The sequence below is a fragment of the Streptomyces sp. RB17 genome (assembly GCF_009604455.1).
Lineage (GTDB): Bacteria > Actinomycetota > Actinomycetes > Streptomycetales > Streptomycetaceae > Streptomyces.
Map to the genome: position 1 here is coordinate 83,789 of NZ_WEGL01000013.1, position 13,997 is coordinate 97,785.

At 71.6% G+C, this 13,997-nt stretch carries 12 protein-coding genes; 3 read left to right on the plus strand and 9 right to left on the minus strand.

Annotation, left to right across the window (positions count from 1 at the left end):
* Positions 1–49: 49 nt before the first annotated feature.
* The 5 genes from SRB17_RS40595 to mce all read right to left on the minus strand — a co-directional run bounded on the left by SRB17_RS40595 (position 50) and on the right by mce (position 7,523).
* A complete protein-coding gene (locus tag SRB17_RS40595) occupies positions 50–820 on the minus strand; it encodes an ABC transporter permease subunit (protein ID WP_153546572.1) in 771 nt (256 codons plus the stop codon).
* A gap of 5 nt (positions 821–825) precedes the next feature.
* Positions 826–1,779: an ATP-binding cassette domain-containing protein gene (locus SRB17_RS40600; RefSeq protein WP_153546574.1), complete on the minus strand. Its 954-nt coding sequence runs from the start codon at positions 1,777–1,779 to the stop codon at positions 826–828.
* Positions 1,780–1,880: 101 nt separating this feature from the next.
* Complete coding sequence (locus SRB17_RS40605) at positions 1,881–2,816, minus strand: cellulose-binding protein (RefSeq protein WP_153546576.1); 936 nt, start codon at positions 2,814–2,816, stop codon at positions 1,881–1,883.
* Between the two features lie 182 nt (positions 2,817–2,998).
* Positions 2,999–6,877: a polarized growth protein Scy gene (gene scy / locus SRB17_RS40610; RefSeq protein WP_323377410.1), complete on the minus strand. Its 3,879-nt coding sequence runs from the start codon at positions 6,875–6,877 to the stop codon at positions 2,999–3,001.
* A gap of 205 nt (positions 6,878–7,082) precedes the next feature.
* Complete coding sequence (gene mce, locus SRB17_RS40615) at positions 7,083–7,523, minus strand: methylmalonyl-CoA epimerase (RefSeq protein WP_055704832.1); 441 nt, start codon at positions 7,521–7,523, stop codon at positions 7,083–7,085.
* 150 nt (positions 7,524–7,673) lie between these two features.
* Between mce and SRB17_RS40620 the strand changes: the two genes are divergently transcribed.
* From SRB17_RS40620 to SRB17_RS40630, 3 genes are all read left to right on the plus strand, one after another.
* On the plus strand, positions 7,674–8,873 hold the full coding sequence (locus SRB17_RS40620) for an acetyl-CoA C-acetyltransferase (RefSeq protein ID WP_153546578.1): 1,200 nt from the start codon (positions 7,674–7,676) through the stop codon (positions 8,871–8,873).
* Between the two features lie 51 nt (positions 8,874–8,924).
* Positions 8,925–9,881 (plus strand): methylmalonyl Co-A mutase-associated GTPase MeaB, encoded by a 957-nt coding sequence (gene meaB / locus SRB17_RS40625; protein ID WP_153546580.1) that lies wholly within the window; start codon positions 8,925–8,927, stop codon positions 9,879–9,881.
* A gap of 146 nt (positions 9,882–10,027) precedes the next feature.
* Entirely contained in the window at positions 10,028–11,224 is a 1,197-nt protein-coding gene (locus SRB17_RS40630; protein ID WP_153546582.1) for an MFS transporter, read from the plus strand.
* Positions 11,225–11,321: 97 nt separating this feature from the next.
* On the opposite strand, the gene SRB17_RS40635 is transcribed toward SRB17_RS40630, so the two are convergent.
* The 4 genes from SRB17_RS40635 to SRB17_RS40650 form a co-directional block, all read right to left on the minus strand.
* Positions 11,322–11,798 (minus strand): MarR family winged helix-turn-helix transcriptional regulator, encoded by a 477-nt coding sequence (locus SRB17_RS40635; RefSeq protein WP_153546584.1) that lies wholly within the window; start codon positions 11,796–11,798, stop codon positions 11,322–11,324.
* 92 nt (positions 11,799–11,890) lie between these two features.
* Positions 11,891–12,700 (minus strand): AIM24 family protein, encoded by an 810-nt coding sequence (locus SRB17_RS40640; protein ID WP_323377412.1) that lies wholly within the window; start codon positions 12,698–12,700, stop codon positions 11,891–11,893.
* Positions 12,697–13,347, minus strand: a complete 651-nt coding sequence (locus tag SRB17_RS40645) for an AIM24 family protein (RefSeq protein WP_153546586.1) — start codon at positions 13,345–13,347, stop codon at positions 12,697–12,699. The genes SRB17_RS40640 and SRB17_RS40645 overlap by 4 nt, the downstream gene beginning before the upstream one ends.
* 2 nt (positions 13,348–13,349) lie before the next feature.
* The gene (locus tag SRB17_RS40650; protein ID WP_153546665.1) at positions 13,350–13,982 is read right to left on the minus strand and encodes an AIM24 family protein; all 633 of its coding nucleotides are present in this window, start codon (positions 13,980–13,982) and stop codon (positions 13,350–13,352) included.
* Positions 13,983–13,997: the final 15 nt, after the last annotated feature.

The window sequence follows — 13,997 nt, forward strand, 5'->3', positions numbered from 1 at the left end:
GCCAAAGCGCTACGGTACGTGACCGAAACCGCTGCCGTGACCGAAACCGCTACTGGGCGTCCCGGCGCTTGAGGACGACGTACCCGCCGGCGAGCGCGGCGATCACCCACAGCCCCATGATCCCGAGCCCGCCCCAGGGCCCGTACGGCGTGTCGTCGGCCGTCGGGACCACCTGCATGATCCGGCTGCCCGCCTGGTCCGGAAGGAACCGGCCGACCTTCTTCGTGGCGTCGACGTTGCCGAGGATGTTGGAGATCAGGAAGAAGAACGGCATCAGGATGCCGAGCGACAGCATCGGCGAGCGGAGCATCGCGGCCACGCCCATGGAGAACATCGCGATCAGCGTCATGTACAGCCCGCCGCCGACGACCGCGCGCAGCACGCCCGGGTCGCCGAGCCGCGCCCCGTGCGGCCCGAGCATCGCCTGGCCGAGGAAGAACGCGGCGAAGCTCGTGACCATGCCGACCGCCAGCGCGAGCGCGCCGGCCACCGCGATCTTGCCGAACAGGAAGGTGCCGCGCTGCGGTACGGCGGCCAGCGAGACCCGGATCATGCCGGTGCTGTACTCGTTCGAGACCACCAGCACCCCGAACACGATCATGGCGAGCTGGCCCAGGCTCATGCCCGCGAAGCTGACGTACGTCGGGTCGAAGGTCAGCCGGTCCTGCACCGGCATCGAGTCGAACTGGTTCCGGGAGAGCGCGGAGATGAGCATCCCGAGCGCGATGGTGACCACCACGGCCAGGGACAGCGTCCACACCGTGGACGCCACCGACCGCATCTTGGTCCACTCGGACCGGATGACCTGCACCGCTGCCATGGACGTCAGGCTCCCTTCCAGCCGGTGCCCCAGTCCTGCGGGGCGCCCTCCGGCCCGGCGTGCGCGTGGTACTCCACCGCCTGCGCCGTCAGCTGCATGAACGCCTCCTCCAGCGAGGCCTGCCGGGGGCTCAGCTCGTGCAGCACGATCCCGTGCCGCGCCGCCAGCTCGCCGATCCGCTCGGCCTTGCCGCCCTCCACCTCCAGCACGCCCCCGCCGGCCTCCACGACGGTGATCCCGTCCTCGTGCAGCACATCGAGCAGGCGCTCGCGCTGCGGGGAGCGGATCCGGACGTCACTGCGCGCGTTCTCCCGGATGAAGTCGGCCATGGAGGTGTCCGCGAGCAGCCGCCCCTGCCCGATGACGACGAGATGATCGGCGGTCAGCGCCATCTCGCTCATCAGATGGCTGGACACGAACACCGTCCGCCCCTGCGCGGCCAGCGATTTCATCAGGTTCCGGATCCAGTGGATGCCCTCCGGGTCCAGCCCGTTGACCGGCTCGTCGAACATCAGGATCCGCGGATCCCCGAGCAGCGCCGCCGCGATCCCCAGCCGCTGCCCCATGCCGTACGAGAACCCCTTCGCCTTCTTCCGCGCCACGGCGGTGAGCCCGACGGTGTCCAGCACCTCGCCCACCCGGCGCTTGGGGATGCCGTTGCTCTGCGCGAGACAGAGGAGATGGTTGTAGGCGCTGCGCCCGCCGTGCACGGCCTTGGCGTCCAGCAGCGCTCCGATGTACGTCAGCGGATCCCTGAGCTGGTCGTAGTGCTTGCCGTCGATCCGGACGTCGCCGGCGGTGGGGTGATCGAGCCCGAGGATCATCCGCATGGTGGTGGACTTCCCGGCCCCGTTGGGCCCGAGGAACCCGGTCACCACGCCGGGCGTGACCGCGAAGGTGAGACGGTCCACGGCCACCTTCTCCCCGTACCGCTTGGTCAGCCCCTCCAGCTCGATCATGCGGCCACGCTAAAACGGGACAAAGCCCCCTGCCACCGGAGTGACAGGGGGCTTCCCCATGTTCAGTGAACGTACGTGCTCAGGCGGCGCACGCCGAAGCGTTACCGGGTCTGCTGCGCCGGCACCCCACGAGAAATGGGCTCGTCGTCGGTCGTCGTGCCGGCGGCAGCCACAGCCGCACCGGTCAGCGTCGCCAGCATCTCCCGGACGTTCGTCAGCTGGGCGTTGATCGAGTCGCGGCGGTTGGTCAGCGCAGCGAGCTCGCGCTCGGATTCCGAGCGGATCCGGTCGGCCTTGGCGTTGGCGTCGGCCACGATGTCCTCGGCCTGGCGCTGGGCGGTCTCCACCGTCTGGCGGGCGCGGCGCTCGGCGTCGGTGCGCAGCTTCTCGGCCTCCAGGCGCAGCTGCTCGGCGCGGTGCTCGATCTCCGCCAGCCGCTTCTCGGCCTTCTGCTGACGCGAGGCCAGGTCGCGCTCGGACTGCTCGCGGCGCTTGGCGAGGTTCGTCTCGAAGTCGGCGGCGGCCTGCGCGGCCTTGGCGCGGGTCTCCTCGAAGAGGGCGTCCGCCTCCTCCCGCTTGGACTGCGCGTCCTTCTGCGCCTCGGCACGCAGCTGCGAGGCGTCGCCCTTCGCCTTCTCGACGATCCGGACGCCCTCGTCCTCGGCCTTGGACTTGCGCTCGGCGGCGTAGGACTCGGCGTCGTTGCGCACCTGCTGGGCCGCGGACTCGGCGAGGTCGCGGTGCTGTTCGGCCGCCCGCCGGGCCTCCTCACGCAGCTCCTTGGCCTCTTCCTCGGCCAGGCGCAGGATCTTCTCGACCCGGGCACCGAGACCCGCGTACGACGGCTCTGCGTCGGTGACCTGGGCCTGGGCGTTCTGCGTCTCGAGGTGGAGCTCCTCGATGCGCTTCTCCAAGGCGGTGATGCGGGCGAGAGCACTGTCACGGTCGGAGACGAGCTTGGAGATACGTTCGTCCACCTGAGCGCGGTCGTACCCACGCCGCACAAGCTCGAAGCCGTAGGGGGAAGTGTCGCTCATGGGGTTCCTGTCAATGAGACCGGTGAGGTGATAGGGGGAATCCTAGGGGCCGAAGCGGTGTGTCATCGAGCGGATACGTGTTTGATCTGGAGAATGACACCTCTTTTGAGTGGCTGACCGCCGGACGGCTTGCCAACGACTCGGGCAAAGCCCCCAGACGTTACCGGAACGCACCGCTCAGACTAGCCGTCTGACGCCTTGCCACCCGATCGGGGGGCGCCCACCGTCGCACCGGCCTTGACCGAGCCCTCCTTGCCTGCCGGGGCCTCGAAGGACTCCAGCGCCTCCAGGACGTCCTGGACCCGGGAGATCTCGGCGTTGATGTCCTCGCGCCGGCGCACCAGGATCTCCAGCTCGCGCTTGCCCTCCTCGACCGTGCGCCGGGCCTCGCGGATCGCCTCGGCCTTGAGCTCCTCGGCCTCCTTGACGAGGCTGGCCTTCTTCTGCTCGGCCTCCTTGAGCAGCCCCTCCGCCTTCTTGACAGCGGCGATGCGCACCTTGCCCGCCTCGGAGTTCGCCTCCGACACCAGTTCCTTGGCCTTCGCCTCCGCCTTGGCCAGCTGTTCCTCGGCGGCCTTGATGAGGGCGTCGCAGCGGTCGCCGGTGGACTTCATCGTCTCGGCGGCCTCGCGCCGGGCCCGCTCGTGCAGCTCCTCGATCTCGGTGGTGAGGCGGTCGCGCAGCTCCTCCGCGCGCTCCCTGATCGCGGTCGCGTCCCGGCGGGCGCCGACCAGCAGCTCGTCGGCGTCCGTACGGGACTTCTCCACCCGGGAGTTGCCCTCCACGGTCGCCTCGGCGACGATCCGCTCGGCCTCGCTGCGGGCCGCGCCGACCATCGTGTCGGCCTGCGACTCGGCGTCCGCGGTGGTCTTCAGCGCCTGCTCCTGCGCCTCGCCGAGCAGCTTGTCGACCTCGGCCGTGGTCTCGGTGATGAGCGTGTCGACCTGCTCGGCCGCCTCCGAACGCCGCTTGTTGGCCTCCTTGCGGGCCTCGTCGAGCGTCCGCTCGGCCTCCTCGCGGGCGGAGTTGACGAGCCGTTCGGCCGCCTCCTCCGCGTCCGCCCTGAGCTGCTGGGCCTCCGCCCGCACCCGCTCCGCGTGCGCCTGCGCGGAGCCGACCGTCTCGGCGGCCTCGGCGCGCAGCCGCTCGGACTCGTCGGTGGCCTCCCCGAGGAGCTGCTCGGCGGCCGCCAGGGCCTCCGCGCGCACCCGCTCGGCCTCGGCGGCGGTCTCCGTCTGGAGCCGTTCGGCCTCGGCGATCGTCTCGGTCTGCAGCCGCTCGGCCTCGTTGCGGGCCTCGGTGATGAGGGTGTCCGCCTGGGTGGCCGCGTCCGAGCGGATCCGGTTGGCGTCCTCACGGGCGTCCGCGCGGGTGCGGGCGGCCGCCTGGTCGGCCTCGGCGAGCGCGTCCGAGGCCTCGGTGCGCACCCGCTGGGCGTAGTCGCCGGCGTCCGCGCGCTGCCGCTCGGCCTCCGCCATCGCCTCCGCGACCGTACGCTCGGCCAGCGCCTTGGCGGCCTCCGACGACTCGTTCGCCTCGCGCCGGACGCGGCTCGCGTCCTCGCTCGCCCGCTCCCGCTCGGCGTAGGCGTCGGCGCGGACCCGGTCCGCCTCCTCCTCGGCCTCCCGCCGCGTACGGTCCGCCGCGTGCTCGGCGGCCGACCGCAGCCCGGCGATCTCCTCCTGCGCCTGCTCGTGCAGCCCGGCGACGGAGTCCCGTACCTGCTGGGCGTGCTGCTCGGCGGCGGAGACCATCTCGGTGGCGCGCCGGTCGGCCTCCTCGACCAGCCGGACCGCCTCGGCCTGCGCCTCCTCCACCCGGTTGCGCGCCGAGGCCAGCAGCTCCTCGCTCTGCTCGCGGGCCCGCTCGCGCTCCTGGTCGGCCTCGGCCCGCGCGGAACCGAGGGTCTCCTCGGCCTCGCGGCGGCGCCGGACGGCCTCCTCCTGGGCGGCGGCCAGTGTCTCGGACGCCTCGGTGCCGAGCCGCTCGGCGGCGGCCTGTGCCTCCGCACGCACCCGGTCGGCGGTGTCCTGGGCCTCCGCCTTCAGCCGCTCGGCCTCGGCGGCGGCCTCCGAGCGCAGCCGTACGGCGACGGCCTCGCCCTCGGCGCGGGAGGCGGACGCGTCGGACGCGGCCTCGGTGCGCAGCCGGTCGGCCTCGGCCTCGGCCTGCTGCTGGAGGGTGCGGATGCGCTCGGCGGCCTCGGCGCGCAGCCGCTCGCTCTCCTCGGCGGCCTCGCGGCGGATCCGGGCGGCCTCCTCGCGGGCGTCCGTGAGCGCCTGCTCGGCCGACTCCAGGCGGTCCTGCGTCTCGGTCTGCAGCCGGGTCAGCTCGTCGGCGGCCTCGGCGCGGCGGGCCTCGACGCCGCGCTCGGTCTCCTCGCGCAGCTCGCGCGCGGCGGTCTCGGCGTCCGACCTGACCGACTCGGCCTGCTCGTCGGCCTCGGCGCGCAGCCGCTCGGCCTCCTTGCGGGCCCGGTCCAGGGTCTCCTCGGCCTGTCGGCGCAGGCTGGTGGCCCGCTCGATGGCCTCGGTGCGGACCTTCTCGCTGTCGGTGGTCGCGGTCTGCCGCAGCTCGTCGGCGTCCGCCTTGGCCTTGGCCAGCAGCTCCTCGGCGGACTTGGCCGCCTCCTCGATCTGCGCGACCGCCTCCCGGCGGGCCTCCGCGCGGATCGACTCGCCCTCGGCGACCGCGTCGGCGCGCAGTTGCTCGGCCTCGCCGCGCAGCCGGCGGGCCTCCTCCTGCAGCTCGACCGTCTTGGCCCGGTACTCCTTGGTGTCGTCCTTGGCCGCGCCCTTGAGCTGCGCGGCGATGTCGTGCGCCTCGGCGCGCAGCCGGTCCGCCTCGGCCTCGGCCTCGGTACGGATCCGCTCGGCCTCCTCGGCGGCCGCCCTGGTGGTCCGCTTGGCTTCCTCGGACGCCTTGTTGAGCACGTCCTCGGCGGTCTTGGCCGCCTTGGACAGCTGGGTCGCGCTCTCCTCGGCGGTGATCGCCCGGGCCTTCTCGGACGCCTCCGCGAGGACCTTCTCGGCCTCGGCACGGGCGTCAGCGACCAGCTGCTCGGCCTCGGACCGGGTGGTCTCGGCCTCCTTGGTGGCCTCCTCGACCAGCCGGGCGACCTGCTCCTTCGCCGTACGCGTGCGTGCCTCGCCCGAGGCCTCGGCGCTCGCGAGGGTCTTGGCGGCGGCCTGCTCGGCCTCCGTCTGCAGCTTCTCGGCCTCGGCCTGCGCCTTGCGCAGCGCCTCCTCGGCCGCCGCCATCCGCTCCTCGGCGGCCCGGCTCAGCTCGGCGGCCTGCCGGCGGGCGGTGTCCGACTCGCCGGCCGCGTCGGTGCGCAGCCGCTCGGCGTGGTCGGTGGCCTCCTGGGCCTGCGTGGAGGCGGCGTTCAGCAGGCGCTCGGCGTCCGTGCGGGCGCGGCGCAGGAGCTGCTCGGCCTCCGCGCGGGCCGCCTCGGCGTCGTGCTGCAGCCGCTCGCGGGCCTCCCGGGTCAGCCGCTCGGCCTCGGCGCGGGCGGCGGCAAGCGCCTGCTCGGCCTCGGTGCGGGACTCGTCGAGGAGGCGGCGGGCCTGCTGCTCGGTGCGGGCGCGCAGCTGCTCGGCCCAGGCGACGTTCTCGTTGACGTGCGACTCGACGGTGGCGCGGCGCTCGGCCAGCTCCTGGTCCAGCTGCTGGCGCCGGGTCACGGCCTCCTGGTGCAGCTCGGCCTGGAGGCGGGCGGCCTGCTCGGCGTGCTCCTGCAGGATCCGCTGGGTCTGCGCGCGGGCCTCGGCGGCCATCCGCTCGGCTTCCTGGCGCAGCTGGTCGGCCTGCATCTGGGCATTGCGGAGCAACTGTTCGGCCTGATAGCCGATGTCACCGCCGTCGAAGGCGGGCCGGGTCATCAGGGTGCGGCGCGCCTCGTGCAGCTTGGCGCGCAGCACCTCGACCTGGTAGCCGAGGTCCTCGGCGTGCTGGATCGCCTTTTCCCGCTCGGTCTTCAGCCGCTTCATCTCGGCCTCGAACCGAGAGAGGTGGTCGACGTCAGCCGCCGGCTCTCGCTCCTGGCTCTCGTAGCCCCGCACTGCGCGGTCCCATCCGTCCCCTGGTCAGCTTCTCCAACGAGCCTCGTCCTCCGCCGAACGGGGCCCCCGGGGAATGGTGTCAGATCAACGGCGGAGCACGGGCTGCTGCCCCGACGCTCGTCCCCCGAAACCCGGACCCCGGCATGCGGTCGTCCCCGTTTCAGGGACGACCGCCCCCAACCCTACCGGCCCTTATGTACGGGGGTCAGTGCTCAGGGGACTCAACCGGGGCCGAAGTGACCAGTTCTGTGAGCACGCCATGGCAATCCTTGGGGTGCAGGAAGGTGATCCGCGACCCCATGGAGCCGCGCCGTGGCTCGTCGTACAGCACGCGCACGCCCTTGTCGCGGATGTCCGCGGCGTCCCCGTCCACGTCCGCCGTGCCGAAGGCGATGTGGTGGACGCCCTCCCCGTTCTTCGCCAGCCACTTGCCGACCGCGGAGTCCTCGCGGGTCGGTTCCAGCAGCTGGAGGTAGGAGGCGCCGCCGTCCGAGGTCTCGTTGATCTTGAGCATGGCCTCGCGCACGCCCTGTTCCTCGTTGACCTCGGTGTGGAACACCTCGAAGCCGTAGGTGGCCCGGTAGAACTCGACGGTGGCGTCGAGGTCGTGGCAGGCGATCCCGATGTGGTCGATTCGCGTCAGCATGGATTCAGTGCAGCGCCACGGCACCGGTTACGCAACGTGCGAGCGATCACACTGACAGCCCGATGACGGCACGGAGTGCCACTCAGTACATTCGAAGTAAACCCTCGTTCACTCCTCGGCCTGGGCAGGCCGGTAAGGGGATCGCAGCTCATGCCTTCTGGAACGAACAGCTCGGTGATCGTCGCGGGTGCACGCACCCCCATGGGACGACTGCTCGGCTCTCTCAAGTCCTTCTCCGGAGCCGACCTCGGCGGCTTCGCGATCAAGGCCGCCCTCGACCGTGCGGGAATCGGCGGCGACCAGGTGCAGTACGTGATCATGGGCCAGGTGCTCCAGGCCGGCGCCGGTCAGATCCCGGCCCGCCAGGCCGCCGTGAAGGCGGGGATCCCGATGAGCGTCCCGGCGCTCACCATCAACAAGGTGTGCCTCTCCGGCCTCGACGCCATCGCCCTCGCGGACCAGCTGATCCGCGCCGGCGAGTTCGACATCGTCGTGGCCGGCGGCCAGGAGTCCATGACCAACGCCCCGCACCTGCTGCCGAAGTCCCGCGAGGGCTTCAAGTACGGCGCGGTCCAGATGCTGGACGCCATGGCGTACGACGGCCTGACCGACTCCTTCGAGGGCATCGCCATGGGCGAGTCCACGGAGAAGCACAACACCCGCCTCGGCATCGGCCGCGCCGAGCAGGACGAGATCGCCGCCCTGTCCCACCAGCGGGCCGCCGCCGCGCAGAAGAACGGCCTGTTCGAGGCCGAGATCACCCCGGTGGAGATCCCGCAGCGCAAGGGCGACCCGGTCCTGTTCAGCAAGGACGAGGGGATCCGCGGCGACACCACCGTGGAGTCCCTGGGCAAGCTGCGCCCGGCCTTCAGCAAGGACGGCACGATCACCGCCGGCACCTCCTCGCAGATCTCGGACGGCGCGGCCGCCGTGGTCGTGATGAGCAAGGCCAAGGCGGAGGAGCTGGGGCTGAGCTGGCTCGCCGAGATCGGCGCGCACGGCAATGTGGCGGGACCGGACAACAGCCTGCAGTCCCAGCCGTCCAACGCCATCGGGCACGCCCTGAAGAAGGAGGGCCTGGAGGTCTCCGACCTCGACCTCATCGAGATCAACGAGGCCTTCGCCGCGGTCGCCGTGCAGTCAATGAAGGACCTCGGCGTGTCCACGGAAAAGGTGAACGTCAACGGCGGCGCGATCGCGCTGGGCCACCCGATCGGCATGTCCGGCGCGCGTCTCGTCCTCCACCTGGCGCTGGAGCTCAAGCGGCGCGGCGGCGGGGTCGGTGCGGCCGCGCTGTGCGGTGGCGGCGGCCAGGGTGACGCACTGATCGTGCGGGTACCGAAGGCATAAGCATCCTCGTTGTACGTGTCTGTACGTCTGTGAACCGAACGGAGCTGTTTGATGCAGGACGTCTCCTCTCTGGTGGCCCGGGCCAGGGAAGGCCGGCCGCGGGCCGTGGCCCGGCTGATCTCCCTCGTGGAGGGGGCGTCCCCGCAGCTCAGGGAGGTCATGGCGGCCCTGGCCCCGCTGACCGGCAACGCCTATGTGGTCGGTCTGACGGGCTCCCCGGGTGTCGGCAAGTCGACCTCCACCTCCGCGCTCGTCACGGCGTACCGCAAGCAGGGCAAGCGGGTCGGCGTCCTGGCCGTCGACCCGTCCTCGCCGTTCTCCGGCGGCGCCCTGCTCGGCGACCGCGTCCGCATGTCGGAGCACGCCTCCGACCCCGGCGTCTACATCCGCTCGATGGCCACCCGGGGCCACCTGGGCGGCCTGGCCTGGGCGGCGCCCCAGGCGATCCGCGTGCTGGACGCGGCCGGCTGTGACGTGATCCTGGTGGAGACGGTCGGCGTCGGCCAGTCGGAGGTCGAGATCGCCTCCCAGGCGGACACCAGCGTGGTGCTGCTGGCCCCGGGCATGGGCGACGGCATCCAGGCGGCGAAGGCGGGCATCCTGGAGATCGGCGACGTGTACGTGGTCAACAAGGCGGACCGGGACGGCGCCGACGCCACGGCCCGCGAACTGAACCACATGCTGGGCCTCGGCGAGTCCCGCGGCCCCGGCGACTGGCGCCCCCCGATCGTGAAGACGGTCGCGGCCCGCGCCGAGGGCGTCGACGAGGTCGTGGAGGCCCTGGAGAAGCACCGCGCGTGGATGGAGGAGCGCGGGGTCCTCGCGGAGCGCCGCACGGCCCGGGCAGCCCGCGAGGTGGAGACCATCGCGGTGACGGCCCTGCGCGAACGCATCGGCGACCTGCACGGCGACCGCCGCCTCGGCGCGCTCGCGGAGCGGATCGTCGCGGGCGAGCTGGACCCGTACCGTGCCGCGGACCAGCTGGTGGCGGGCCTGACGCAGGGCTGACCCTGGTCAACTCCCGCACCGGGCCGTTATCTTGAGCCGCATGTTCCTCACCTTGGCGTAGAGCGCGCACCGGATCGCGAGGCCGACGAGAAGGCCCTCGCGTCCCTCGGTGTCCGCTCTTCCGCCTCCATCAGAGGAACATCAGCATGTCCACGCATGCCCCTGGGCGGCCCTCGTACGCCGCCGTGCTGCGCCTCCCGCACGCGCGCCGCACCTTCGCCTCCGCCCTCACCGCCCGCCTGTCCTACGGCACGGTGTCCCTGGCGGTCATGCTGTCCGTCATCCGGTCCACCGGCTCCTACGCCGTCTCCGGCGCCGTGCTGGCCCTGTTCGGCGCGACGGTCTTCCTGATGCCGCTCAGGGCGGCCTTGATCGACCGGTACGGGGCGCGCAGGGCCCTGCTGCCCATGGCGGTGCTCTACGGCGCCCTGCTGTGTGTCCTGGCCGCGTTGACCTGGCGGCCCGGAGCACCGCCGGCGGCCATCGGCGCCGCGGCGGCCCTCGCCGGCGCGTGTGCGCCTCCGCTGGGGCCGACCATGCGCGCGGTGTGGGCCGGACTGGCCCCGGACCCGGGCACGCTGGCCCGCGCCTACAGCCTGGACGGCGTCGCCGAGGAGCTGCTGTACGTCTCCGGCCCCGCCCTGGTCGGCGTGCTGCTGGGCTTCGCGCCGCCGGCGTCCGGGATCCTGCTGAGCGCGCTGCTGATCATCGGCGGCACCTGCGTCTTCGTCACGTCCCCCGCCCTGCCGGGACCCCGCCCCGGGCGCCCCGAGAAGGGACGGGGCATGCTCGGCGGGCTGCCGGCTCCGGTCGCCGTGGCCACGGGCGCCGGACTGGCGCTCAGCGGCGTGGAGTTGCTGGTCCTGGCCTTCGTCACCGAGCACGCGTACGACCGTGCCCTCGTCCCCTGGGTTCTGGGCGCCCTGTCCGCGGGCAGCGCGGTGGGCGGGCTGGTCAACGGGGCGGTCCAGTGGCGCGCACCGGCCCGGGTACGGCTGTGCGGGTTCGCCGTGGCTCTGGGCCTGGTGATCGCGGTGGCGGGCCTGGCTCCGGGGCTGTGGACCCTCGCCGGGGCCATCGGAATCGCCGGAGCGTTCATCGCCCCCACCCTGACCACGGCGTACCTCGTGGCCGACGAAACAGCACCCGAGGGTGCCCGCACACAGGCGGGCGCCTGGGTCAACACCGGGGTGAATGCAGGGAGTTCGGTGGGCGCGATGGTGACGGGCCTGCTGATCGGACGGGTGCCGCTCGGGGTGTGCTTCCTGCTGGCGGGTGCGGCGGCCGTGCTGCCCGCCGTGGCGGCGTACCGCCGTCGCCGGGTGCGGGTGGTGGCGGGCTGATCGCGCAGTTCCCCGCACTCCCGGGGAGGCACCCCGTCAGCGCCGGCCGCGCGACCCACCCCGCCCTGCTACAGCACCCTTGGCTTCTCGGCCAGGCTCAGGGACGCCCTCGCTGCCCCCGCAAATGCTCGGCGATCGGCTTCAACGCCTTGTCCAGTTCCGTCAGCGCCTCCGGTGAGAGCAGATCGATGAAGTGGCGCCGCACAGAGTCGACGTGATGCGGTGCCACCTTCTTCATCGTCTCCATGCCGTGCTCGGTCAGCACGGCGTACAGCCCCCGCCGATCCGACTCGCAGTTCTCGCGGCGCACCAGGTTCGCGTTCTCCATCCGCGTGATCTGGTGCGACAGCCGGCTCTTGGACTGCAGGGTCGCGGAGGCGAGGTCGCTCATCCGCATGCGTACGTCGTCCGACTCGGACAGGTTCACGAGGATCTCGTAGTCGTTCATAGTCAGGCCGAACGGCTGCAGATCCTTCTCCAGCTGGTACGTCAACAGCCTGTTGACCTCCAGGTGGGTGCGCCAGGCGCACTGCTCCGCATCGGTCAGCCAGCGCGTGGCCGTCTCGGTCTCCATGAATGAAGTCTACCTAAGAAGTTGAATGGCGAACTACTTGGGGTGGTGTGACTGTGCGCACGCGTTCGACGTCACCCTCTGCAGACTACCGCTCACAGCCCGAAGCGGCGCTGGAGGTCCCCCAGCTGTCCGGGAAGGCGCGGTGCCCCCGATGGTTGCCGACCGTGTCCGTCCGACCCCGGAACGCCACCTCCGGGCACCCCTGGTTCGGACGGAACGACACCCGTCGCCGTCTCCTCCATGAGGGTCTCCGTCGACTGCAACAGGACCGTCCCGGCGCCCACGAACTCGAACTGGTGCTCCTCCCCGGATACCCCGCCGAGGCCCGTCATCGCACGTAGACCGCCCAGTACACCCGTCAGATAGCCATGGTCGTAGTGATGGCACGGCGACGGGCAGTCGGCCCACCCGACGAGCGCCTGCGGGTCGACCCGGATCGGAGGTTCCATGAACACCACCGGACCGTTAGATGCGGCCACAAACTTTCCGGTTCCGATAAGGGTCAGAAAACCCGGCACGATCGATTGCTTGAGCGCGAGACTTGGCTGAAAAGCGAGCAGGTTGCCCGCGCGAATGGTCAGGTTCCCGTCGTCCAGGTCGTAGGAATTGACGTCGAAGGCCCGGTCGGCGAGCAGCATCTTGCCCGAGCCGGCCGCCACGACCCAGTCGCTCGCGTGCAGTGGCGAATGGAACGAGGTACGGACAATTCGGTCGAGTCGGCCGTGCCCGATGCCGTTGAACTCGATCGCCCCGTAGTAGGCGATCATCTTCCCCTTCTGCAGGAACCACTGCCCGCCCTTGAGCTCGACGCAGAACGTGTAGTTGTTCACGTTGTCGTCGGCGGGCAGGTTCATCGGGTCGTACACGACCGGCCCGGCGCCCGGAGTTCCGTACGCGCTCACAGCTTCTCCTCCGACGCCTGGACGTACACCGTGCCGCTCCCGCTCAGCTCCAGCTGGAAGGCCTCACCCGAGCCGCGGCCCACCATCTCGCGCCAGCCGAGCGCGGTGGACAGCTTGTTGCGGACCTCGCCGTGGTGGGCGACGTAGGCCTGGGGGTCGACGTGGACGGGGCGCTGGGGGGTGATCGGGAGCTCGAAGACGCCGCCGTGCGCCATCACGGCGACGGAGCCCTGGCCCTGCAGGGTCGTGGTGAACAGGCCCTGACCGGTGACCTGCCCCCTGACCAGGCCCATCACCCCTCCTTGCGAGCCCATGAACATGGTGCCCTGCCGGAGCGTGCCCTCGAAGGCGAGCAGACGGTCGGCCTCCACGCAGAGGGTGTCGCCGGTGAGGTGGATGACGTGGACGTGGTGGCCGCCGTGCCCGAAGAAGGCCGTGCCGCTGCCCTCCACGGTCATCAGCGGGGTCGCCTCGCCCGTCACCCGGCGCCCGATCATGGACATCACGCCGCCCTGGCCGCCCTGGATGTTCGGCGTGAAGGACACGTCCCCCTTGTAGGCGAGCATCGCCCCGCGCTGACTGAACAGCCGCTGCCCGGGCAGCACGGTGGCCTCGACCATCTTGGAGTTGATCTCCCGCAACGTCATGTCTACAGATCCCCCGCGATCGTGTTCCGTTCGCTCGGCTGCACGTACACCAGCCCGTCGCCCTCGAAGCGGATCTGGAAGGCCTCGCCGCCGCCCTCCCCGAAGAACGTGCGGAACGTCACGCCGGACTGGAAGGACTGCCGGACATCGCCCTGGTGGGCGATGTAGGCCCCCGGGTCGACGATCAGCGGGTTCTGCGGGCTGACCCGGAGCACCACCGCCGGCCCGTCGGACATGATGGCCGCCTGCCCGTGCCCCTCGACGGTCGTCGTGAACAGGCCGTTGCCCTGCGAGGCGCCGCGCAGCCCGGTGAACGTCGTGCCCGTGCGCAGCCCCGCGTCGGTCGCCAGCAGGTTGCTCGCCTCCACGTACAGCTTGTCGCCCTGAAGGCCGACCAGGTTGATCTCCGAGGCCCGGTCCGCGAACCAGCACGTGCCGTGCCCCTTCACCTCCATCACCGTCATCTGCTCGCCGGTGAGCCGCCGGGTCACCATCCCGCGCAGCCCCTCCCCGCCGCCGCTCAGCTTCTTGAAGCTCATCTGCCCGTCGTACGCGACCATCGAGCCGTTCTTCGCCTTCACGGCGTCCCCGGTCATGTCGACGGCGAGCACCTTGCTGCCCTGGAGTCGGAACATCGCCACGGAGTGAAG

Bases quoted from the DNA above. Each gene is read 5' to 3' on its own strand.
- SRB17_RS40595 (WP_153546572.1), bottom strand. From the start codon at position 820: ATGGCAGCGGTGCAGGTCATCCGGTCCGAGTGGACCAAGATGCGGTCG.
- SRB17_RS40650 (WP_153546665.1), bottom strand. From the start codon at position 13,982: ATGTTCCGACTCCAGGGCAGCAAGGTGCTCGCCGTCGACATGACCGGG.
- SRB17_RS40620 (WP_153546578.1), top strand. From the start codon at position 7,674: ATGCCTTCTGGAACGAACAGCTCGGTGATCGTCGCGGGTGCACGCACC.
- SRB17_RS40635 (WP_153546584.1), bottom strand. From the start codon at position 11,798: ATGGAGACCGAGACGGCCACGCGCTGGCTGACCGATGCGGAGCAGTGC.
- SRB17_RS40645 (WP_153546586.1), bottom strand. From the start codon at position 13,347: ATGACGTTGCGGGAGATCAACTCCAAGATGGTCGAGGCCACCGTGCTG.
- mce (WP_055704832.1), bottom strand. From the start codon at position 7,523: ATGCTGACGCGAATCGACCACATCGGGATCGCCTGCCACGACCTCGAC.
- SRB17_RS40630 (WP_153546582.1), top strand. From the start codon at position 10,028: ATGTCCACGCATGCCCCTGGGCGGCCCTCGTACGCCGCCGTGCTGCGC.
- SRB17_RS40605 (WP_153546576.1), bottom strand. From the start codon at position 2,816: ATGAGCGACACTTCCCCCTACGGCTTCGAGCTTGTGCGGCGTGGGTAC.
- SRB17_RS40600 (WP_153546574.1), bottom strand. From the start codon at position 1,779: ATGATCGAGCTGGAGGGGCTGACCAAGCGGTACGGGGAGAAGGTGGCC.
- meaB (WP_153546580.1), top strand. From the start codon at position 8,925: ATGCAGGACGTCTCCTCTCTGGTGGCCCGGGCCAGGGAAGGCCGGCCG.